The 20,784-nt window shown below is 73.0% G+C and carries 16 protein-coding genes and 2 pseudogenes; 12 read left to right on the plus strand and 6 right to left on the minus strand.

The window, feature by feature from the left end:
• The first annotated feature begins 417 nt into the window (after nucleotides 1-417).
• Together LG396_RS12950 and LG396_RS12955 are read left to right on the plus strand one after the other, a co-directional pair.
• Nucleotides 418-1,833, plus strand: coding sequence for an MBL fold metallo-hydrolase (locus tag LG396_RS12950; RefSeq protein WP_225794892.1), 1,416 nt, complete (start codon nucleotides 418-420; stop codon nucleotides 1,831-1,833).
• A gap of 40 nt (nucleotides 1,834-1,873) precedes the next feature.
• Nucleotides 1,874-2,620, plus strand: a complete 747-nt coding sequence (locus LG396_RS12955) for a sulfite exporter TauE/SafE family protein (RefSeq protein WP_225794893.1) — start codon at nucleotides 1,874-1,876, stop codon at nucleotides 2,618-2,620.
• A gap of 18 nt (nucleotides 2,621-2,638) precedes the next feature.
• Here LG396_RS12955 and LG396_RS12960 read toward each other — a convergent pair whose 3' ends face one another.
• The gene (locus LG396_RS12960; protein ID WP_018839344.1) at nucleotides 2,639-2,926 is read right to left on the minus strand and encodes a metal-sensitive transcriptional regulator; all 288 of its coding nucleotides are present in this window, start codon (nucleotides 2,924-2,926) and stop codon (nucleotides 2,639-2,641) included.
• An 82-nt stretch (nucleotides 2,927-3,008) separates the two neighbouring features.
• Between LG396_RS12960 and LG396_RS12965 the strand changes: the two genes are divergently transcribed.
• Nucleotides 3,009-3,590, plus strand: coding sequence for a rhodanese-like domain-containing protein (locus LG396_RS12965; RefSeq protein ID WP_037740632.1), 582 nt, complete (start codon nucleotides 3,009-3,011; stop codon nucleotides 3,588-3,590).
• A 25-nt stretch (nucleotides 3,591-3,615) separates the two neighbouring features.
• On the opposite strand, the gene LG396_RS12970 is transcribed toward LG396_RS12965, so the two are convergent.
• The 3 genes from LG396_RS12970 to LG396_RS12980 all read right to left on the minus strand — a co-directional run bounded on the left by LG396_RS12970 (nucleotide 3,616) and on the right by LG396_RS12980 (nucleotide 6,469).
• Entirely contained in the window at nucleotides 3,616-4,275 is a 660-nt protein-coding gene (locus LG396_RS12970; RefSeq protein ID WP_037740635.1) for a response regulator, read from the minus strand.
• On the minus strand, nucleotides 4,272-5,423 hold the full coding sequence (locus LG396_RS12975; RefSeq protein ID WP_225794894.1) for a sensor histidine kinase: 1,152 nt from the start codon (nucleotides 5,421-5,423) through the stop codon (nucleotides 4,272-4,274). The genes LG396_RS12970 and LG396_RS12975 overlap by 4 nt, the downstream gene beginning before the upstream one ends.
• An 89-nt stretch (nucleotides 5,424-5,512) precedes the next feature.
• Entirely contained in the window at nucleotides 5,513-6,469 is a 957-nt protein-coding gene (locus LG396_RS12980) for an alpha/beta fold hydrolase (RefSeq protein ID WP_225794895.1), read from the minus strand.
• Nucleotides 6,470-6,688: 219 nt separating this feature from the next.
• On the opposite strand from LG396_RS12980, the gene LG396_RS12985 reads away from it, so the two are divergent.
• Nucleotides 6,689-7,930, plus strand: a complete 1,242-nt coding sequence (locus LG396_RS12985; RefSeq protein WP_225794896.1) for a hypothetical protein — start codon at nucleotides 6,689-6,691, stop codon at nucleotides 7,928-7,930.
• A gap of 27 nt (nucleotides 7,931-7,957) precedes the next feature.
• On the opposite strand, the gene LG396_RS12990 is transcribed toward LG396_RS12985, so the two are convergent.
• Both LG396_RS12990 and LG396_RS12995 read right to left on the minus strand, forming a co-directional pair.
• Nucleotides 7,958-8,965 carry a glycoside hydrolase family protein gene (locus tag LG396_RS12990; RefSeq protein ID WP_225794897.1) on the minus strand — a complete coding sequence of 336 codons (1,008 nt, stop codon included), beginning with the start codon at nucleotides 8,963-8,965 and terminating at the stop codon, nucleotides 7,958-7,960.
• A 252-nt stretch (nucleotides 8,966-9,217) separates the two neighbouring features.
• A complete protein-coding gene (locus LG396_RS12995; protein WP_225794898.1) occupies nucleotides 9,218-12,409 on the minus strand; it encodes an AfsR/SARP family transcriptional regulator in 3,192 nt (1,063 codons plus the stop codon).
• Between the two features lie 190 nt (nucleotides 12,410-12,599).
• Here LG396_RS12995 and LG396_RS13000 point away from each other — a divergent pair, with 190 nt between their 5' ends.
• The 8 genes and pseudogenes from LG396_RS13000 to LG396_RS13035 all read left to right on the plus strand — a co-directional run bounded on the left by LG396_RS13000 (nucleotide 12,600) and on the right by LG396_RS13035 (nucleotide 20,255).
• The gene (locus LG396_RS13000; protein WP_225794899.1) at nucleotides 12,600-13,763 is read left to right on the plus strand and encodes a helix-turn-helix domain-containing protein; all 1,164 of its coding nucleotides are present in this window, start codon (nucleotides 12,600-12,602) and stop codon (nucleotides 13,761-13,763) included.
• A 417-nt stretch (nucleotides 13,764-14,180) separates the two neighbouring features.
• Complete coding sequence (locus LG396_RS13005; RefSeq protein ID WP_037740651.1) at nucleotides 14,181-15,032, plus strand: SAM-dependent methyltransferase; 852 nt, start codon at nucleotides 14,181-14,183, stop codon at nucleotides 15,030-15,032.
• A 185-nt stretch (nucleotides 15,033-15,217) separates the two neighbouring features.
• Nucleotides 15,218-17,482, plus strand: a complete 2,265-nt coding sequence (locus LG396_RS13010) for a glycosyl hydrolase (RefSeq protein ID WP_225794900.1) — start codon at nucleotides 15,218-15,220, stop codon at nucleotides 17,480-17,482.
• A 279-nt stretch (nucleotides 17,483-17,761) separates the two neighbouring features.
• A pseudogene (locus tag LG396_RS39240) lies at nucleotides 17,762-17,842 on the plus strand (hypothetical protein); the annotation flags it as partial.
• A 321-nt stretch (nucleotides 17,843-18,163) separates the two neighbouring features.
• A pseudogene (locus tag LG396_RS40020) lies at nucleotides 18,164-18,394 on the plus strand (transposase); the annotation flags it as partial.
• Nucleotides 18,395-18,427: 33 nt separating this feature from the next.
• The gene (locus tag LG396_RS13025) at nucleotides 18,428-18,925 is read left to right on the plus strand and encodes a DinB family protein (RefSeq protein ID WP_225794901.1); all 498 of its coding nucleotides are present in this window, start codon (nucleotides 18,428-18,430) and stop codon (nucleotides 18,923-18,925) included.
• A gap of 299 nt (nucleotides 18,926-19,224) precedes the next feature.
• Nucleotides 19,225-19,506 (plus strand): polymorphic toxin-type HINT domain-containing protein, encoded by a 282-nt coding sequence (locus tag LG396_RS13030; RefSeq protein ID WP_263979091.1) that lies wholly within the window; start codon nucleotides 19,225-19,227, stop codon nucleotides 19,504-19,506.
• Between the two features lie 389 nt (nucleotides 19,507-19,895).
• Nucleotides 19,896-20,255 (plus strand): hypothetical protein, encoded by a 360-nt coding sequence (locus LG396_RS13035; protein WP_037740666.1) that lies wholly within the window; start codon nucleotides 19,896-19,898, stop codon nucleotides 20,253-20,255.
• Nucleotides 20,256-20,784 lie beyond the last annotated feature (529 nt).

Consider the following 20,784-nt stretch of genomic DNA (forward strand, 5'->3'; position numbering starts at 1 on the left):
AGGACTCGGCGGTCCGGCGCACGTCGGGCGTTCGACTTCCGAACGGGCAGTCACGCTAGGGGGCTCGTGTGTTCGATGACAAGGTCATCGCGCATTCCGGCGGAACAATTGACTCCGCGTCGCGGTGAGTTGACCTGGCGCAGCCGCCGGACCCGGGCAAGGGCTGATTTGCCCGCGGCGATCCGACAAAGGGCGCCCCTGGTGGCGATGCGCCGACATGCCTGAAGCGCGCTCCCGCCATCCGCGTCCGGTCCCGTCGCGCCTCGCTCCGGTCCGTCCGGCCCGTCGGGCCCCGGCGCTGTACGGGGGATTCCCGGCCGCGGGCCGTGTCCGAAAAAATACCCCCCCGGGTAATTGTGTTACGGTCGGCTGTATACCCCCCGGGGTACTCAGTCAGCCACTGGAAGGGAGCACGGCGTGTTCTTCCTCGACACCATCGAGGTGCCCGGCCTCGGCAATCGCAGCTATCTCGCCGGCGGCGAGCACACCGCCGTCGCCGTCGACCCGCCGCGGGACGCCGATCGCATGATCGCCGCCGCCGCGCGGCGCGGGGTGCGGATCTCGCACGTCGTCGAGACGCACGTGCACAACGACTACGTCACCGGCGGGCTGGAGCTGGCCCGGATGACCGGCGCCGCGTACCTCGTGCCCGCCGGGGCGCGGGTCGCCTTCTCGCGCGTGCCCGTGCGCGACGGGGACCGTACGGAGGTCGATGCCGCCTCCCGCCTCGTGCTGCGCGCGCTGGCCACGCCCGGCCACACCCCCCACCACACCTCGTACGTGCTGGAGGAGGACGGCGTGGCCGTCGCGGTGTTCACCGGGGGTTCCCTGCTCATCGGGACCGTCGGCCGGCCCGACCTGGTCGAGCCGCGGCTCACCGAGTCGCTGGCCCGGGCGCAGCACGCCTCCGCGCGGCGCCTCGCCGACGAGCTGCCCGAGGAGACCGCCGTGCTGCCCACCCACGGGTTCGGCAGCTTCTGCTCCTCCGGCCAGGCCACCGGCGGCGACACCACCATCGGGCGGGAGAAGGCCGTCAACGACGCCCTGGTCCGCGACGTCGACGCCTTCGTCGCCGACCTGCTCGCCGGGCTCGACGACACCCCCGCCTACTACGTCCACATGGGCCCCGTGAACGCCGCGGGACCCGCCCCCGTCGACCTCACCCCGGCCGCGCCCGCCACCGCCGCGGAGATCGCCGAGCGGCTCGCCGCGGGGGAGTGGGTCGTCGACCTGCGCAACCGCGTCGCTTTCGCCGAGGGCCACGTCGCCGGCTCGGTCAACTTCGAGGCCGCCGGGCAGCTCGCCACGTACCTCGCCTGGCTCATCCCGTGGGGCAAGCCCGTCACCCTGCTCGCCGAGTCCGCGGAGCAGCTCGCCGACGCCCAGCGCGAGCTCGTACGGGTCGGCATCGACCGCCCCGCCGCCGCGGCCACCGGCACCCCCGCCGACTGGGTACGCGACGGCGACACCCCGGACTCCTTCCCCCGCGGCACCTTCGCCGACCTCGCCGGGAGGGCCGGGCAGGCCGCGAAGGCCGGGCAGGCGGACGAAGCCTCCGCCACCCCCGCCGGCACCGTCGTCCTCGACGTACGCCGCGACGCCGAGCGCCGCGCCGCCGGGTACGTCGAGGGGTCGGTCCACATCCCCATCCACACCCTCCCCCAGCGCCTCGCCGACGTCCCCGCCGGCGAGGTGTGGGTGCACTGCGCCGGCGGCATGCGCGCCGCCATCGCCGCCTCCCTGCTGGACGCCGCCGGCCGCGACGTCGTCGCCGTCGACGACTCCTTCGACTCCGCCGCGCAGGCGGGGCTCACCGTACGGACCACCGCCTGATGGGCGCCCGGGGAGGCCGGGCACGCCCGGGTGCCGTGCCGTGACCGGCGTCATACTCGCCGTCGCCGCCGGGGCCCTCATCGGCCTCGCCCTCGGCGCCCTGGGCGGCGGCGGCAGCGTGCTGGCCGTGCCCGCGCTGATCTACCTGCTCGGCTTCGGCCCCATCGGGGCGACCACCGCCGCTCTGGTCATCGTCGCCCTCACCTCCGCCACCGCGCTCGCCGCGCACGCCCGCGAAGGGCAGGTGCGGTGGCGTACGGGGCTGCTGTTCGCGGCGGCCGGAGTGCTGCCGGCGATACTCGGCGGGGCGCTCGCCGCACACGTCCCCGGGGCGCTGCTGACGGCGGCCTTCGCCGTGGTCGCGGGGGCGGCGGCGGTGTGCATGCTGCGCTGCCGCCGCCGCGCCGGGGCCGCCGGGGCGGTACGCCCCGGGCGTGCCGTCGCGGCCGGGGCGGGGCTCGGCGGGGTCACGGGGTTCGTCGGCGTCGGCGGGGGCTTCCTCGCCGTACCGGCGCTGGTGCAGGTGCTCGGCATGCGGATGAGGGCGGCGGTCGGGACCAGCCTGCTGGTGATCACCGTCAACTCGCTCGCCGCGCTCGCCAGCCGGGCCGGCACGGTCGCGGACCTCGACTGGGCGGTCGTCGGCCCCTTCACCGGCGTCGCCGTCCTCGGCGCCTCGGCCGGCAAGCGGCTGGGCGCCCGGGTCTCCGGGGACGCGCTGCAGCGGATCTTCGCCGTCGTACTGCTCGCGGTGGCCGCGTTCATGCTCGTCGACGCGGTGGCGTGAGCCGGCCGCGAGGAGTGATCATGCCAGCGACAGGAACAGCTTCTCCAGCCGGGCGCGCATCGCCTCGGGGTCCTCCCCGTTCCTGCGGCCGGACTCCATGTCGGTCACGCACTGCTGCAGCCCGGTCGCGATGATCGCGAACCCGGCGCGGTCCAGCGCCCGTGAGGCGGCGGCGAGTTGCGTGACGACGTCCTCGCAGTCGCGCCCCTCCTCGATCATCCGGATCACTCCGGAGATCTGGCCCTGGGCCCGGCGCAGGCGGTTCAGCACGGCCTTGAGGTCCGCGCCCTCCAGCTCCAGTTCCACGCTCACTCCTCGGAATAAATACCCCTAGGGGTACTGTACGTCCCGGCCCGGGACGTAGTCGAACAGTAAGGACAACACCGCCATGACCAGCATTCCCGCCACCCTCGCCACGGACCAGGCCCGCACGCGGCTGGACCGGCTCGTCGTCATCGACGTGCGCACCCCCGCCGAGTACGCCTCCGGGCACCTGCCCGGCGCCGTGAACATCCCCCTGGACCACGTCCGCCGCGCGCTGGACGACATACGCCACGCCGCCGAGCGGCGCGACCTGCTCGTCGTCTGCGCCTCCGGAGCCCGCTCCGAGAACGCCTGCAAGCTCCTCGCCGAGGAGGGCATCACCGCCGCGACCCTGGTCGGCGGCACCGGTGCCTGGGCCGCGGCCGGGCACGACCTGCACACCCCGGCGGCCTGCGACACCCGGGCCGGCTGGAGCATGGAGCGCCAGGTGCGCTTCACCGCGGGCAGCGTGGTGCTCCTCGGCCTCCTCCTGGGCGTCCTCGTCCACCCGGCCCTGCTGCTGATCCCGGCCGGCATAGCGGGCGGCCTGGTCTTCTCCGCGCTGACGAACACCTGCGGCATGGCGGCCGTCCTCGGCAAGCTCCCGCACAACCGCCCGCGCACGGCCGACCTCGACGCCGCCCGGACGGCGCTGCGCGGCAGCTGAGCGCGGGGGCGCCGAGGGCGCGCCGTCAGGTCACCAGGCCCTGGCGGTACGCGTAGACGACGGCCTGCACCCGGTCCCGCAGATCGAGCTTGGTCAGGATGCGGGACACGAACGTCTTGACCGTCTCGTGGCTGAGCTGGAGGGACGCGGCGATCTCGCCGTTGGACAGGCCGTCGGCGATGAGGCGCAGGACTTCGAGTTCGCGCGGCGTCAGCGGGATGTCGCGCGGGGCGCCGTCCGCGGGGCGGATGCGAGCGGCGTAGCGGCCGACGAGCTGCCGGGTCACCTCGGGGTCCAGCAGGGCCGCGCCCCTGGCCACGGTGCGGATGCCGTGCAGCAACTGGGCCGGCGGCGCGTCCTTGAGGAGGAAGCCGGCGGCGCCGGCGCGCAGGGCCTCGTACACGTACTTGTCCAGGTTGAACGTCGTCAGGACGAGCACCTTCGCCGGGCGCGGCACCCGGGCGCCCGCCAGCAGGCGGGTGGCCTCGATGCCGTCGAGCACCGGCATGCGCACGTCCATCAGCACGACGTCCGGGCGCAGCCGGCCGGCGAGGTCGACGGCGCTCTGCCCGTCGCCGCACTCCCCGGCCACCTCCAGGTCCGGCTGGGCGCCGATGATCGTCACCAGGCCGGTACGGACCAGCACCTGGTCGTCGCAGATCAGAACCCGGATCGGCGCGGTCACGAGGCGCTCCCCGCCGGGATCCGGGCCCGTACGACGAAGCCACCGCCCGTCCCGCCGCCCGCGCTGAACTCGCCGCCCAGCACGTCCACCCGCTCGCGCAGCCCCGCCAGCCCCCGGCCGCTGCCGCCGGGGGAGGGGGACGGGGCGGCGGCGGCCGTGCTCACCTCCACGGTGATCTCACCCGCGCCGTGGTGCACCGCGACCGCCGTGGCGCTGCCGCGCGCGTGCTTCAGGGCGTTCGTCAGCGCCTCCTGGACGACGCGGTACGCGACGAGGTCGGCGCTGCCCGTCGACTCCGGCGGCGTGCCCTTCTCCGTGAACTCCACCGGCTGCCCTGCCAGCCGCGTCTGCTCCACCAGCGTCAGCAGCCTGCCGACGGACGGGATGCCGCCGTCGCCGTCGTAGCCGGGGTCGAGCACGTCGAGCAGGTGCCGCAGGTCCGTGAGGGCGCGGCGGCCGGTGTCGGTGACCGCCCCCAGGGTCGCGTCGAGGCGGTCGGGCGCGGCGGACAGATAGCGGGCCGCCTCGGCCTGCACGACCATCGCGGTCACGTGGTGGGTGACGACGTCGTGCAACTCCCGGGCGATGCGGGTGCGTTCCGTGGTACGGGTGTCCTCGGCGACCCGGCGCCGGTGCGCGGCCTCCGCCGCCCGGGTCGAGCGCAGCCACGAGCCCATGCCCCACACCAGGGCCATCGCCAGGTAGTACATGACGAACTCGCTCGGCCCCTCGGTCCCGCCCACCGCGACGAGCGCAACGGCCAGTGCCGCGTACGCGGCGGAGAACAGCAGCGCCAGGGGGCGCCGGTGGCGCTCCAGGTGGGCGCCCGCGCTCATCAGGGCGATGGCCTGCGCGGTGCCGGCGAGGGAGTGGTAGCCGCGGAGCTGGTCGACGGCGAAGCCGGCCGTCACCAGGGTGAGGCAGAGCAGCGGCGCCCGGCGGCGGATCGCGAGCGGCAGGCACTGGAACGCGACCGCGGCGACGGCGAGGGCGTCGAACTCGCGGCCCGGGAGGCCGCCGAGCTGGGTGCCGTGGGTGTGCGACGCCGGGAGGAGGGCGGCGAGGAGGATGAGGAGCCCGAGCGGGAGGTCCCGGACCGTGACGTCGAACCGGTGCCACAGCTCCGGGAGTTGCCGAGGACTCGTCACCGCTGGAGTGTAGCCGCGGCGGCGCGGGCCGCCGCGGCCCCGTGGTCCCGGCACGACCGGCTTCCGCCCGCCCCGCCCCGTACCGGCGCCTAGCCCTCGGCCGCGATGTCCTCGGCCGCCTCGTCCGCGACCTTGCGGATCGCCGCCACCGCCACGTCGGGCTCGTCGGCGTAGATGTAGTGCTCGCTGTTCTGCGCCGTGCTCAGCTCGCTCCGCTCCGACACCGCCAGCCACTTGCGCTGCCCGGCGAGCCACGCGCGCTCCAGCCCCGGCCCGTACTCGGGCACCGTCGCGAGGTGCTCCTTCCCGTGCCGGACCACCTCGACCGGGATGTCCCCCGCGGACCGCACCTCGCCGTCGGTCACCGTCAGCTTCTCCGCCCCCTGCCCGCCGAGGACCGCCAGCGTCTTCTCGCGCAGGTCGACCGCCGGGCCGGTCGCCGACTCGGGTATCTCCTCGGCGAGGTCGGCGTTCTGCGTCGGCGAGGTGGCGTCCATGAGGACGAGCCCCCTGACCCGGTGGGTGTGGTCGGGCGCGTAGCGGGCGGAGATCAGCCCGCCCAGCGAGTGCCCCGCCAGCACCACGGGCCGGTCGCCGGCGACCTGCTCGATCACCCCGGTCAGCACCGTGCCCGTGCTCTCGATCGTCTGCGGCCCGGCCGGCTTGTCGCTGGCGCCCTGGCCCAGCCGGTCGTACGCGCACACGCGGTCCTTCTCGCTCAGCGTCTTCTGGATGCCGGCGAGTTTCGTCAGGTCGTCGCCGCCCCCGGAGAGCAGGACGACCACCGGGCGGCCCTCGGCGGCGGTGCCGGAGCAGGAGACGTTCACCGACTGCCCGTCGACCTCGATCTTCTCGGCGCCGGTGGGCGGTTCGCCGTCCGCCGTACGCTCCTGGGCGGCGGCGCCCGCCCCGTCGCCGCCGCCGTCGGCCGGGTCGGAGGAGTCCGAGCAGCCGACGAGCCCTGCGCCGGCCGCCGTGCAGCACAGCCAGACCAGTGCCGTCGCGGTGGCGTTGCTGCGGAAGCTGCGGAACACGTTGTCCTCCAAGGAGCGGGAATCCGGGCCCGGACCGGCGGGTCCGCCGCGCTCCGGGTCCCCAGAACGCTAGGGACCCGGCGGCCCCGGAATCGTCACCGCAGGGAGGACACCTGCGCGTAGCTCGCACGGGGGACAGCGGCGGGCGCGCGCGGCCGGTCCCGCGCGGCGGCGGGGGGTGTGCGGACGTTTCCCGGTGCGGCGGTGCCGCGCACGGCTACGCTCGCGCACATGAGCGCTGGGAGCGGTGCGAGCGGATGGATACGTGCCGCCGGCGGGTCGCTGCGCAGGCGGCTGCCCGCGGTGGCGGGGATCGCCGGGCTGCTCGTCGGGGCGGCGGCGACGTGGCTGGTCGCGGACTCCGGCGGCGACGACCCCGACCCCGTTCTCGACTACGCGGACGCGGACGAGGGCCTGGTGCGTACCGCCGCAGACGCCTGGCGCGCCGCGCCCCCCGAGGACCGCCCGCGCGGCGGGATCTCCGTCGTCCACGCCGGCCGCGCCGGCGACCGCGACGTCGTCGTCCTGCTCGACGAGACCGGCCTCGGCAGCGCCTACGTGCGGCCAGCGGAGGGCGACGGGGCCGTGGAGTGGGTCACGCCGATCGGCTCGGCCGCGGACGACGAGGAGCCCGCGCGGGTCGCCGCCCGGTCGCTGCTGCTCGGACCCGCCGACGGGCCGGGCGACATCTGGGTGGGCGGCGGCTCCTCGCCCGGGCGCTACGAGGCCGCGGTGCTCGACGGGGACGGCGTGCGGTGGCGGCCCGTCGACGTCGAGGACGGGGTGGCGCTCGGCGTACCGGAGGCCGGCCCGGATGGCTGCGGGCTGCGGGTCGTAGCCGACCGGGGCCGCGGGCTCCTGCACGCCGTACGGTCCGGGCGCAGCCCCGTCGGGGCCGTGCTCCAGGGCGACGTACGGCCGCTGGACGGCTCCGGGCGCCGGCCGCCGGCGGACCGGCCGCGCGTGGGGGAGCGGGAACTCGACGCCGCGCAGCTGCGGTTGCTGTCCCGCTTGGCCTGCGTCGACACGAACGACACGCGGGAGCCGCTTACCGGCCTGTGGTATGTCTCGGAGCTGTGGCGCGGCGAACTGCCCGCGGGCGGCACCGGTTCGCTGCTCACCCTGGGCGCGGTCGAGGAGAACCTGCTGCTGCTCGCCTCGGACGACCGCGACCGGGGCGGCTTTGTGCGCCGCGGCGGCGTGGAGGGCACGCAGTGGCGCGACGCCGCGGTGGCGTCCTGGTACGACTCGACGGACCCGGCCGAGGACGGCCCGTACCGGCACTGGATCGTGGTCGCGGGCACGCAGGAGGTCGAGCGGATCGAGGTCGTCCTCGGCGACGGCAGGCGGATCACCGGGCAGGGCAGGTATCTGACCGTCGACCTGGAGGAGTACGGGATCGACAGCGGCACGACCGCGTACGAGGTGACGGCGGTGGACGGGGACGGGGACCCGGTGCGGGTGCTGCGGTAGCCGGTCGCCGTCCCCGCGCGCCGCGCGTCAGCCGCGGGCCATGGCGATGACGCCGGAGAGGCGTTCGCCGGCCTCGTAGATCATGTACGGCACGCCGCGGTCGGTGCCGAACGCGGGTGCGGCCGCGCGGCCGTTCTCCGGGCCCGCGGCGCGGGAGTCGTAGAAGACGCCGAGGTGGTTGCGGTGGGAGAAGTCGGCGCCGACCTCCGTGATGAGGATGTTCCCGCCGCTGCCCTTGTCGGTGTGGTAGACGACGTACGCGCTGCCGCCGCGCTCCAGCAGGTGGGCGCCGGAGACGTCGGAGGCGCCGACGGCGGCGTGGTCGATGAGCGGCGCGGGGTCGAACGTCCAGCTGCGCCCGTCGGCGGACCAGCCCCAGCCGATGTCGCGGTGGTTGCTGCGGTCGTTGCGCATGAACAGCATGACGTAGTGGGCGCCGCGGCCCGGGAGTTCGTACGGGAAGACGCGCGCGTAGGACGTCTCGGTGGTGCCGGCCGGGAGCATGGCGGTGGTCAGCACGGTCTTGTCGTACGTGAAGCCGATGCCGTCCTTGGAGCGGGCGAGCCGGGTGGTGTTGTTCTCGCCGTGGAAGTAGAGCCACAGCTCGCGGCGTCCGGCGTGCCACATGACGTGCGGCGAGGAGACGTGGCTGACGCTGTAGTGCGGGGCCCACACGTTCTTGACGACCGGGTTGCGCGGGAACTCGGTGAACGGCCCCTCCAGGGAGTCGCCGTAGGCGAGGCAGATGCCGCCGGGGTTCTCGTGGGGGGCGTAGTAGAGGTAGTAGCGGCCGAGGGGGGCGGGGAGGCGGTCGTAGACGCCGCGGACGCAGGGGAAGATGATCTCGCCGCTGGGGTTGTAGGAGAGCTGCCCGGGGACGAGCAGGGTGCGCACGTAGCGGTAGTCGGGGAACCCGCCGGGCGCGGCGGCCGCGGGGGCGGCGGCGGGCCCGCCGAGGGCGAGCACGCTCCCGCCGGCGGTGACGGCGGACGCGGCGGAGGCGGTGCGCAGGAAGCGGCGGCGGTCGAATGCCATGGCGTGGGGGCTCCTTGTCGGCGACGCGTGCTAATACGTATTAGCTCAAGGGCGTGAACCCAGAGGGCAAGTGCCTGTGCGGATGCCAGGACTGTGCCGCCGCCCCCGGACCCCGTCAACCCGGCCCGCAGGCTAATCACGGGTAATAACGGCCGGCCCCGGTGGAGACGGCGGAACCGTGCTGCGGCGGAACCGTGCTGCGGCCGGACCGGCTCGGCCGGACCGGCCGCGGCCGGACCCGCTGCGGCGGGACTATGTGTCCGGGCAGGGGCGGTAGCGCGTCTCCTCTTCGATGCGGCGGGCCTCGGCCCTGTGGCGGGCGGCCCGTTCGGGGTCGTCCGCCTCGGCTATCGCCGCCAGCGCCGTCAGGGCGCGGTGCTCCGTCAGCGGCAGGTCGAGTTCGCGGGCCGTGGTCAGCGCGAGGTCCGCGTGGTCGGTCGCCGTGGCCGCCTCGCCGGCGGCCAGGTGGAGGGACGCGAGGGCCGCGTGCGCCTCGGCCTGCTGGTGGCGGAAGCCGTAGCGGCGGGCGATGGCCATGGCCGCCGTGAGGTGGCCGGCGGCCGGGGCGAGGCGGCCGCGCAGGCGGTGCAGTTCGCCGAGGGTGAGCAGGGAGTCCGCCTCCTCGCTGGGGTCGCCCACCTCGCGTGCGGTGCGCAGCGCCTGCTCCGCGTGCGGCTCGGCGAGGTCGGGGCGGCCGCTGCCGAGGCGGGCGCGGGCCAGCGCCCCGTGGGCGCCGGCGTCGTGCTGGCGCGTGCGGTGCTCGCGGGCGAGCCGCATCGCCTCGTCGGCGTCCGCGAGCGCCGCTTCGTACTGCCCGAGGCAGGTGTGGATCAGCGACCGGTTGATCAACGGGCTGATGGTGCGCGGCGGCTGCCCGTGGGCCAGGCAGACCTCGATCGACTCGGTGGTGCGCTCCAGTCCGCGGTCGAGCTGGCCGAGGTAGGCGTGGACCAGGCCCAGGGTGTTGAGCGACCCGCCCAGCTGTACGGGCTTGTCCAGGCCGCGCAGCACCTCCATGCCGAGCTGCTGCCAGTGCAGCGCCCGGCGCATGTCGCCGCGCTGGCCCGCGTGCACCGCGAGGTTGCTGAGGATCGCCGCCTCGCCCGCCTCCAGGCCGGTGTCGCGGTAGTCGTCCAGCGCGCGGTGCAGGGCATCGAGCGCGGCGGCGGAGTCGCCGCTGTTCTGCCCCAGCAGCCCCAGGCTGTGGTACATCGCCCCGCGCGCCTGCACCTCGCCGTGCTCCTCCGCCGCCCGCAGCCCCGCGGTGGCCGTCGCCTTCCACTCGGGCTGGTGGCCGCAGTAGTAGAAGAACATCCGCAGCTGGTCGGCCAGTTGCCAGGACAGCTCGTACGGGCCGGCCGCCGCGGCGCGGATGGTGACGGCGACGAGGTTGGCCCGCTCCTCGTCGAGCCAGGTGAGCGCCTGCTGCCGGTCGCGGAACCGGCCGGAGGTGTGCCGCGGCCTGGGCAGCTGGGCCAGGCCCGTGAAGTCGAAGGCCGTGGCGGCGTCCGCGGAGGCCAGATACCAGTCGCCCAGCCGCCGCCACGCCGCCTCGCCGTCCGGGTCGGCGGCGGCCCGCTCGGCGGCGTACAGCCGCAGGAGGTCGTGGAAGAGGAACCGGTCCGCGCCCGTGTGCTGCACGAGGCCCGCGGTGGCCAGCCGGTCCAGCGGCTCCTCCGCCTCGGCGGGGGCGCAGCCGAGCAGCGCGGCGGCCGACGCCGCCGTGAAGTCCGGCCCCGGGTGCAGCCCGAGGAGGCCGAACAGCCGCGCCGCGGCCGGCTCCAGGGCGGCGTAGGAGTGGTCGAAGGCGGTACGGACCGCGGCCTCGCGGTCGCCGGCGATGGACAGCTTCGCCAGCCGCCCGTCGTCCGCCAGCTCGTCCGCGTACGCGCCGAGGGAACGCCCCGGCCGCGCCGCCAGGTTGGCCGCGCCGATCCGCAGTGCCAGCGGCAGCCGGGCGCACAGCTCCGCCAGCCGGCCCGCCGCCGCGGGCTCCGCGGCGACCCGCTGCTCGCCGAGGATGCCGGCGAGCAGGTCGGTCGCCTCGCCGGGGCGCAGGACGTCCAGCCGTACGGGGTGCGCCGCGTGACTGGCCGTCAGCCCCCGCAGGTCGGAGCGGCTGGTGACGAGCACCGCCACGCCCGCGGTGCCGGGCAGCAGGGGGCGTACCTGCTCGGCGTCCGCCGCGTCGTCGAGCACCAGCAGGACGCGGCGGTCGGCGACCCGGCCGCGGAACGCCCCGGCCCGGTCCTCCAGCGACTCGGGGATGGCGGCGGCGTCCTCGCCGGAGACGCGCAGCAGGCCGGCGAGGACGTCGGCGGGCTCCCGGGGGCGTTCGCGGGTGCCCTGGAGGCGTACGTACCACTGGCCGTCGGGGAACGCCCGGCGCAGCCGGTGGCCGAGGTGGACGGCCAGCGCCGTCTTGCCGACGCCGGGGGAGCCGGAGACGACGACGGGCGCGGCGTCGGGGGACTCCAGCAGCTCCGCGAGGCGGTCGACGAGGCCGGTCCGGCCGGCGAAGCCCCGTACGGCGGGCGGGAGCTGGCACTGCGCGAGCCAGGCGGGCGGGGCGGACGACGGCCCGCGTACGGCGGCGGACCGCACCGACTGCGGGCCGCCCGGCCCGGGCCCGCCCGGCCCGGGCCCGCCCGGCCCGGGCCCGCCCGGCCCGGGCCCCCTCGTCCCTGGCCCTCCCGGCTCCGGGCCGCTCAGCTCCGGGTCGCCGCCCAGCACCGCCAGGTGCAGCTGCTGGAGCTGCCGCCCCGGGTCGATGCCCAGCTCCTCGGCGAGCAGGCCGCGGACGCGCCGGTAGTGGTCGAGCGCGTCGGCCGGGCGGCCGCAGCGGTACAGGGCGGTCATGTACTGGGCGGCCAGCCGCTCGTCCAGCGGGTGGACGGCGCTGCGCTCGGCGAGCGCGGCCAGCAGCGCGGCGTGGTCGCCGAGGCGCAGCCGTACGTCGGCGCAGTCCAGCTCCGCGGCGAGCAACTCCTTGGCGAGGCCGTCGCGTACGCCGTTGAACCACGGGGTGTCGACGCCGGGGAACGGCGCGCCGCGCCAGAGCGCGAGCGCCTCGCGGAAGAGGCCCGCCGCCCCGGCGTCGTCCTGCGCGGCCCGGCCCAGGGTGAGCAGCAGGCGGAAGCGGTGTACGTCCACGGTGTCGGCGGGGCCGACGGCCAGTCCGTAGCCGTCCGAGCCGCGGGCGAGGGTTGCCTGCGAGCCGGAGAGGGTACGGCGTAGGCGGGACAGGTAGCTGTACAGCGTCTCCCTGGCCCGCTGCGGCGCGGTGTACCCCCAGACCCGGTGGACGAGCTGCTCCGTGGGCACCGCGCGGCCCGCGTCCAGCAGCAGCGCGGCGAGAACGCTCCGCTGCCGTGCGGGCCCGAGATCGACCGGACGGCCGTCGTCCGCCACGGCCTCGATCCCGCCCAGCAGTCGAAACTCCATGCACGTCCCTCGTCTGCCCGGCCGCCCGCCCGGCGGCGCCACCAGCGGATTCTAGGTGCCTGCAAGGTTCTTGCCAGGTCGGTTCCGCATCGTGGATGTCATCACCGGCCGCGGGGCCGTCACACGGGGGGACGGCCGCGTGATCGACGATGCTCGCGCGGGGCCGGGTGCCATCGATCGGGGGACGATCATGCTCCGCATTCACTTCCGCGACGCCGACCTGGTCAGGACGCGCGTCGCCGACGCGCCCGACCCGCTCTGGGAGATCGTCGTCAGCCTGCACCGGCTGCAGACCCGCAGGGGCCGGTACGTGCACGCCGCGTGGTACCGCATGGCCCGCCGGATGCTCCGCGAGAAGGGCCTGGAGCGCGCGGTGCGCGAGACCCTCGTCCCGCTGTACCCGCGCGCGCGGTACTTTCCGGACTTCCTGACGCCCGGTCAGGCGCCCGGCGAGGCCGTGACGTCGTTCCGCGACGGCGCGGAGCTGCTGCTCGCGGCGCCACCCCGCCGGGTACGCCGCGAAGTCGGCCGCCTCGCCCGTACGGTCGGCGCCCCCGCGTGGGCGCCGCGGCTCGCGGAGACGGCGGAGCGCAGGGATTTCGTACGCCTCCTGCGCGCCTACTACGAAGCCGTCGTCGCCCCCTGGACCGACCACATGCAGGCCCGGCTGGAAGCCGAGCGCACCGCCCGCCTGCGCGGGCTGCTGCACGGCGGCGCCGACGGCATGCTCGCCGGCCTCGCCCCGGCGATGCACTGGCGCGCGCCGGTGCTCCAGGTGCGCTACCCCGCCGGGGTGGACCGGGACCTTCGGCTGGACGGGCGGGGTCTGACGCTCGTGCCGTCGTACTTCGCGGACGACGCCCCCGTGAGCCTCGCCGACCCCGAACTCCCGCCTGTCCTCTGGTACCCGGTCCACCACCGGCAGGCCCCCGTACCCCCCGACCGCGGCCGACCGCCGGAGGAGCGACTCGGAGCACTCCTCGGCAGGGCCCGGGGGGCCGTTCTGCACGCCGCCGCGTACGGCGCGACGACGGGCGAACTCGCCCGCGCCACCGGCGTCTCCGCCTCCGCGGCCAGCCGCCACGCGGGCACGCTGCGCGACGCGGGGCTGATCACCACGGTCCGCGACGGCAGCTCGGTCCTGCACACCCTGACCCCGGCCGGCGCGGCGGTGCTGCGCGCGTCAGGTGCGTCGGGTGCGTCCGGTGCGTCCGGCGCGGTGCCCGCCCGGCGGGCCGGGGACGGGAGCGGGCCCGCCGGCCCGGCCCCCGGCCCGCCGCGGTGCGGCTGCGGTGCGGGCGGTCAGCAGACGGTCAAGGAATCCGCCTTGTCGTTCTTGGAGTTGCCGACGTAGGAACTCGACGACGGGGCCGTGGAGATCCACAGGGTCGACCAGCCGCTGCTCGTCCAGTTGTAGACGTAGGTCTTGGTGCCCCTGGACTGCCCATGATGTGAATCCTCCATTCCTGCACTCCCCGCACCCCCTGCGCGGGGCCCGCAACCGGAGGACCGGGCCGTGTCCACCCGGCCCTCCGTGTTGCGGCCACCACGATCACCCGCCGGGCCCCGCGCGGACCACCCCCTTGCTCCCCACCGCAAACCCCCCGGCCACGGCCCCGCGCCGGCCGCGTACGGCCGCGGCGAGGTGCCCGGCCGGGTAGGGGCCCGGGTGCCGCATTGGCCGTATGGTTCCGGGAAGTCGGCAGTGGATAGGCTCAACTCTCCGCGTACGTAAGCAAGTTCGACCGTTGCGAGACGAGGAGTGTGGGCAGTGACGCCTGACGAAGGACCCGCGATACCCGGCATCCCGACCGACCGTCCGACCTCGGCCCGCGTCTACGACTGGATGCTGGGCGGCAAGGACAGCTACGAGGTCGACCGCGACATGCTCCGGGTCGGGCTGAAGCGGTTCCCCGAGGGCGTGGACATCACCCGGCAGAACCGGCAGTTCCTCTACCGTGCGGTGCGCTACCTCGCGCGCGAGGCCGGGATCCGCCAGTTCCTCGACATGGGCTGCGGCCTGCCCACGAACAACAACGTCCACCAGGTCGCCCAGGAGTACGGCGAGTCCCCCAGGGTCGTCTACGTCGACATCGACCCCATCGTCCTGGCCCACGGCCGCGCGCTCCTCGCCGACGACGACTCCACCGTCGTGATCACCGCCGACATGCGCGACCAGGAGGTCGTCCTCGGCCACCCGGACCTCCAGCGGCTCATCGACTTCGACGAGCCGCTCGCCGTGCTCTTCCTCTCGGTGCCCCACCACCTGACCGACGCCGACGACCCGCGCGGCATCCTGCGTACCGTCATCGACGGCGCCGTGCCGGGCAGCTATCTCGCGCTCTCCCAGGTCGTCTCCGAGGACGAGGAGTACGCCAGGGCCACGACCGAGTACATGAACACCACCCGCGTCCCCTGGGTGACCCGCACCCCCCAGCAGATCGACGCCTTCACCGACGGCCTGGAGCCGGTCGACCCCGGCATGGTGAACCTCGTGAACTGGCGCCCGGACCCGACCCAGCCGCCGCTGCCGCCGGTCTCGCCGGAGCTGGAGGCGTACGTGGGCGTCACGAAGAAGAGCGACAAGCTGTACGAGTACGGCGGCGTCCTCCGCAAGCCCTGACGCAGGCCGGGGGCGGTACGGCCCTCCGGAGTGCGTTCAGAAACTGAACGCGGAAGAGCAGACCTCGGGTTGAGTCCTGACGAGAGGTGTTGACAGCGGTTTCGGGCGGCTCTAGTTTCCTGCACGCCCCTCTGAGAGCGCTCTCACCCTCCTCTGTCCCCCACTCATTGCGAGGTACGCAGCTCGTGGGACCACATCCGAAGCGCAGGCGCACCCTCCTGGCCCTCACCGCCGCCACCGTCGCCGTCGGGGCCGCACTGCCCGCCGGGTCGGCCAGCGCCGCCGAGATACCGGTCGGGCAGGGGAGTTACTCCGACACCCGGCCGCCCGGCACCTCCGGGCCCGTCGACAACGCAGGGCAGCCGGTGTCGCCGAAGGTGACCGAGCGGGTCGCGGACCGGCCCGTACCGACCAACGACTGGTGGTCGTCGCTCGCGTTCCAGCGGGCCGCCGACAACCCGTACTCCCTGCCCATGTTCGGCCACCCGCTCAGCTACCGCGCCGTGGCCGGCGGGCTGGAGGTCGGGTACGCCACCGAGCACGTCGTCGTCGGGGGCGGCGCGCAGTACGAGTTCCAGCACAAGGCCGACCTGACCCTCGGCGTCGACGGCCTCAACTCGCCCGACGCGAAGGCGGACGGCTGGTCCGACTGGACCGTCAGCCCCTACTGGTCCGGCGGCGGCCGCACGCTGCGCGCCACCATCGGGCACGGCAGCCCCTTCGTCTACGCCGAGGCCACCGGCGGCGCCGCGCGGATCACCGCCGCCGCCGCGCCCGAGGTCTTCGCCGACGACGGCAACGCCCTCGGCATCACCGTCGGCGGCAAGCACTACGCGCTCTACGCCCCCACCGGCAGCGACTGGACGGTCTCCGGCAGCACCCTCAGCTCCGACCTCGGCGGCAAGGACTACTACTCCGTCGCCGTCCTGCCGGACACCGGCGCCTTCGAGACGTACGGCCGCTACGCCTTCAGCTTCGTCACCGGCTCCCGCGTCGACTGGGACTACGCGCCGGACCAGGGGCGGATGAACGCCACGTACACCCTTCAGACAGAGGCCCGCGAGGGCACCGAGACCGGCACCCTCCAGGCGCTCTACCCGCACCAGTGGAAGCACACCTCCGACCAGCTCACGGCGTACGAGTACGTCTCGCCGCGCGGCACCATGAAGGTCCGCGAGGGCGCCTCCTTCACCACCTCCCAGGACGTCACCGGCGTCCTGCCCGCGCTGCCGGAGTCTGACGGCGTGGACCGGGGGCAGCTGACGGCCTTCGTGAACGAGGTCGCGGACACCGCCTCGATCGGCCGCGCGGACACGTACTGGACGGGCAAGGCCCTCGGCCGCCTCGCCCAGGTGGTGCCGATCGCCGACCAGATCGACGCGACCGCGGCGCGGGACAAGATCCTCGGGGTGATGAAGTCGCGGCTGGAGGAGTGGTTCACGGCGGGCGGCGAGACGGAGTTCTCGTACGACGCGGTGTGGAAGACGCTCACCGGCTACCCGGCCTCGTACGGCAGCGACACCGAGCTGAACGACCACCACTTCCACTACGGCTACTACGTCATGGCCGCCGCCGTCGTCGCCCAGTACGACCCCGCCTGGGCGGCGGACTCCGCCTGGGGCGGCATGGTCCGCGAGCTGATCGCCGACGCCGCCAACCCGGCCCGCGACGGCGACCGCTACCCGTTCCTGCGCGGCTTCGACGTCTACGCCGGCCACAGCTGGGCCGCCGGCCACGCCGGCTTCGCGGCGGGCAACAACCAGGAGGCGTCCTCCGAGTCGGTCAACCTCAGCGCTGGCCTGATCATGTTCGGCGCCGCCACGGGCGACACCGAACTGCGCGACCTCGGCGTCTACCTGCTGACGACGGAGTCGGAGGCCGTACGCAACTACTGGTTCGACGCCGACGAGGACGCCTTCCCCGCGGACTTCCAGCACAACACGCTGGGCATGGTGTGGAGCGCCGGCGGCGCGCACGCCACCTGGTGGACGGGCAACCCGGAGGAGATCCACGGCATCAACGTCCTCCCGGTCACCGGTGGTTCACTGCACCTGGCCCGCGACAAGGCGGCGATCGACCGCAACCTCGCCGAGATGGAACGCGAGAACGGCGGCCCGGCGGTCGAGTGGCGCGAACTGCTCTGGGAGTTCCAGGCCCTCAGCGACCCGGCCGCGGCCCGCCAGGCGTACGCGGCGGGCGGCGGCGGCACGTACGCGCCGGAGGCCGGCGACTCGTGGGCGCACATCTACCACTGGATCCACACCCTCGCGGCGACGGGCGCGCCGGACACCGCGGTGACGGCGGACAGCCCGACGGCGGCGGTGTTCGCCACGGGCGGCACGAAGACGTACACGGCCCACAACTACGGCTCCACGGACCAGACGGTGACCTTCTCCGACGGCAAAACCCTCACGGTCCCGCCCCGCTCCTCGACCACAGAACAGGGCTGACCCACCGGCCCCCCACCCGTGCCCCGCGCCGCCCTCGAACCCCGACCCCGCGGGGCGGCGCGGGGCGCACCTTTGGGCGGAGGAGGCGGCCGGGGGAGATCGCACGCGTGTGACCGGATCTCTCCCGAAGTGTTCTGACTCAGGCCACCCGCTACTTCGGCCTCGGCGGCGGCCACCAGGCGGTCGAGGAGGACGACGGCAGCGTTTCGTTCACCCTGGCCGGACACCCGCGGCTTCGTCGGCGGCACCGACGACACCGCCAGCACAGGACTGCAGCACCTGGGCGCCCGCGAGTACGACCCGAAGCTGGGCCGCTTCATCAGCGTCGACCCACTCCTCGAACTCGACAAACCCCAAACCCTGAACGGCTACACCTACGCCGCCCAGAACCCCCTCACCTTCAAGGACCCCACCGGCCTGGGACTCGACTGCGGCAGGGGCTCCCCGAGCGACGTGACCTGCGGAAGCGCGCAAACCCGCGCGGACGGCAGCCGCGGTGGCCCGAAGGGGAGACAAACGGGCGGCGGTGTCATGGGCCCACCGGCTGTGAGCCACCCCTGCAACAGCAACTGCTCCTCCCAGAGCCCGGCCCAGACGATCGACTTCGAAGTGAAGGACAACGAACTCTGGATCGAAGGAATCCGCCTGCCCGCCGCCCAGGAACTGGAATTCCGCTACATCCACCGAGACCGGCTGCGCGAGCGAGGCATCGTGCCGGCCATCGCCCGCCGCGGCACCCGGCACGGCAGCGGTCTGGGCACCTATCGGTGGGTGGTCGAGCGGACATTCGCCTGGCTCCACGGCTTCCGACGCCTACGAATCCGCTGGGAACGCAGAGCCGACATCCGCGAAGCCTTCCTCAAACTCGCCTGCTGCCTCATCACCCACCGACAACTCAGCTCATTGCATTAGCGGATATCAGTGGGGCCGCATAGGGTCCGGCCCATGGCTGACACTGAACTGACGACGCTACTCGGCGTCCTGAACAGCAAGCGCAAGCATGTCCTGGGCATCTTGGAGGGCCTGGACGAGGAGGCGCTGCGGCGCCCGGTTCTACCGTCCGGCTGGACATGCCTTGGGCTGGTGCACCATCTCGCTCTGGACGACGAGAAGTTCTGGTTCCGCGCGGTTGCTGCCGGGGAACAAGCCGCGATCGAAGAGATCCTCGGGTCCGGGGAGAACGCGTGGCAGCCCGCCCCGGAGAAGACAGCCGAGGAGGTCTTCGCTCTCTACCGCAAGGAAGGGGAGCTTGCCGACGCCTTCCTTGCCGGCGCCGACCTGAAGGCGGCCCCGAGCTGGTGGCCGGATTTCTTCGGTAACTGGCGCCTCGACAACCTGCGCGAGGTCATCCTGCACGTGATCACCGAGACCGCCACGCACGCCGGCCACCTGGACGTCGTGCGCGAACTCATCGACGGGAGGCAGAGGTTGGTTCTCCCTTGACGGACAAGCCACTCCGCTGTGCCCACCAAGACCGTCGAACGCGAGGTCCAGAGCTCAACTCATTCTGAAACGATCAGCTAAGGCGGCGAAGAAGTGCCACAGCTTCGTCCCTGGCACGCGGGTGTTGCTGGCTGACGGCAGTTACAAGCCATCGAGGACCTCGAGATCGGCGACAAGATCACCGTCACCGATCCTGAGACAGACAAGACCACGATTCGCGAGGTCGTGGCAGCGATCACCACGGAAGACGACAGGACTTCGTCGACCTCACCATCACAGCAGACGGCAGCACCACCACCCTGACGTCCACCACCCACCCGTTTTGGGTACAGGAGAACCACGGCTGGGCGAACGCCGGCGACCTCACCCCCGGCCACACCCTCCGCACCCCGGACGGCACCACCGCCACCATCCAGGACGTCCGCCACTGCACCAAGCGCCAACGCACCCACGACCTCACCATCAATGACATCCACACCTACCACGTCCTCGCTGGCGAGACCCCTGTCCTCGTCCACAATCAAGGTGCACCGCCACCGGGGCCGTACGACGACAAGAAATTCTACGGAGATTACTCATAGCGCCTTGATCCGGTTCCGGGAAATTCTGGACAGTTCGAGATTCACGTGCACCACAGGGATGTCGAGGTTGGGTTTTGTGGAAGTAACGGGTGGTTCGACAAGCACGGACTGAAAGGCTCGTCCGCTGTCAGGTCTGCTGACCTCCCACAAGTGGAAAGCATCCTCAAGGGAATCTCCGTCGACTGCATGCGTAGGTCTGGGGCGCTGGGCAAGGGGGATAGGATCAAGGGTGACAACTGGAAGCGCCCTCGATATTAGGTGGCTAGTAGATGGAGCTCCGTTACAGTCGTATCGATCGGCTCTCGGATGGATTTCGAGTCGACTCTCGACCCTATGTCAGTGCACTTGTCGACCTGAGAGGTTCCTTGCCTGACGGTGCATATAGATTTGTGAGTGATCCGGAACACTATGACTTTCATTCGGAGCGGTCGGTCAAGGATCTGAAGGTCGAGCGGCTCACGATGGTGGACAGTTTTGCTGCGCTTGGTATCAAGTTGGACCTTGCGTACAACGACCTGCCGAACGTTCCTCGATTGTCGATCGACTACAGTGAGGTGTTTGATCTGTCGATTCAGGTCAGGTCCGGATATGAAGCGCGACGCGATTGGATCGGCGCTCACACCAAACGCTTGGGGGACATCTTGACGGACGAAGTCCACCCTGACGAAAAGGGCTGCGTGCATGTAATCGAAATGATTCATGGCACACTTTGTGTCACGTGTCGGGACCTTGAGGCGTCGTGGAGCTGAATTGATACAGTACTCCACGGCGTCCACCCCGCACACCCGTGTTCTGGAAGCAGGAGTAGAACGATTGTGCGAACGTCACGACCCGGCTTCTAGCTAGATCCTGCGCACCCCGGACGGCGCCACCGCCACCGTCCAGGACGTCCACCACTATACGAAGCGCCAGCGCATCCACGACCTCACCATCAACGACATCCGCACGTACTATGTGCTGGCGGGCAGGCGCCGGTCCTGGTTCATAACTCCGGTGGTTGCATTCCGTGGTCGAGTGGGCGTTTCTAGGGCGTCTAAAAGAGTCGTTCGGAAGCAGAAGAGCTTTTCCTTCGGACGTATCAAGGAGACGGCTACAGAAACGCGTCTGGAATGGACAGTGTTGGGACGAAACAATACTACGGAACTAAGCGCGGAACGTATCACTCGGGTGATCGGCTCGGGGGGGACGGTCGAGTCCTTGGGCGCGGCGCCGGAAATCGCGATGGAGATCTTGCGCACCTTCGAGTCCACACATTTGACGGTCCAATCGTTCGAATCT

The organism is Streptomyces aculeolatus (assembly GCF_020400605.1).
GTDB lineage: Bacteria > Actinomycetota > Actinomycetes > Streptomycetales > Streptomycetaceae > Streptomyces > Streptomyces aculeolatus.

What these genes read in the sequence shown, in the direction of transcription:
- LG396_RS13025 (WP_225794901.1), top strand. Translation starts at nt 18,428, where the DNA reads ATGGCTGACACTGAACTGACGACGCTACTCGGCGTCCTGAACAGCAAG.
- LG396_RS12965 (WP_037740632.1), top strand. Translation starts at nt 3,009, where the DNA reads ATGACCAGCATTCCCGCCACCCTCGCCACGGACCAGGCCCGCACGCGG.
- LG396_RS13000 (WP_225794899.1), top strand. Translation starts at nt 12,600, where the DNA reads ATGCTCCGCATTCACTTCCGCGACGCCGACCTGGTCAGGACGCGCGTC.
- LG396_RS12995 (WP_225794898.1), bottom strand. Translation starts at nt 12,409, where the DNA reads ATGGAGTTTCGACTGCTGGGCGGGATCGAGGCCGTGGCGGACGACGGC.
- LG396_RS12990 (WP_225794897.1), bottom strand. Translation starts at nt 8,965, where the DNA reads ATGGCATTCGACCGCCGCCGCTTCCTGCGCACCGCCTCCGCCGCGTCC.
- LG396_RS12985 (WP_225794896.1), top strand. Translation starts at nt 6,689, where the DNA reads ATGAGCGCTGGGAGCGGTGCGAGCGGATGGATACGTGCCGCCGGCGGG.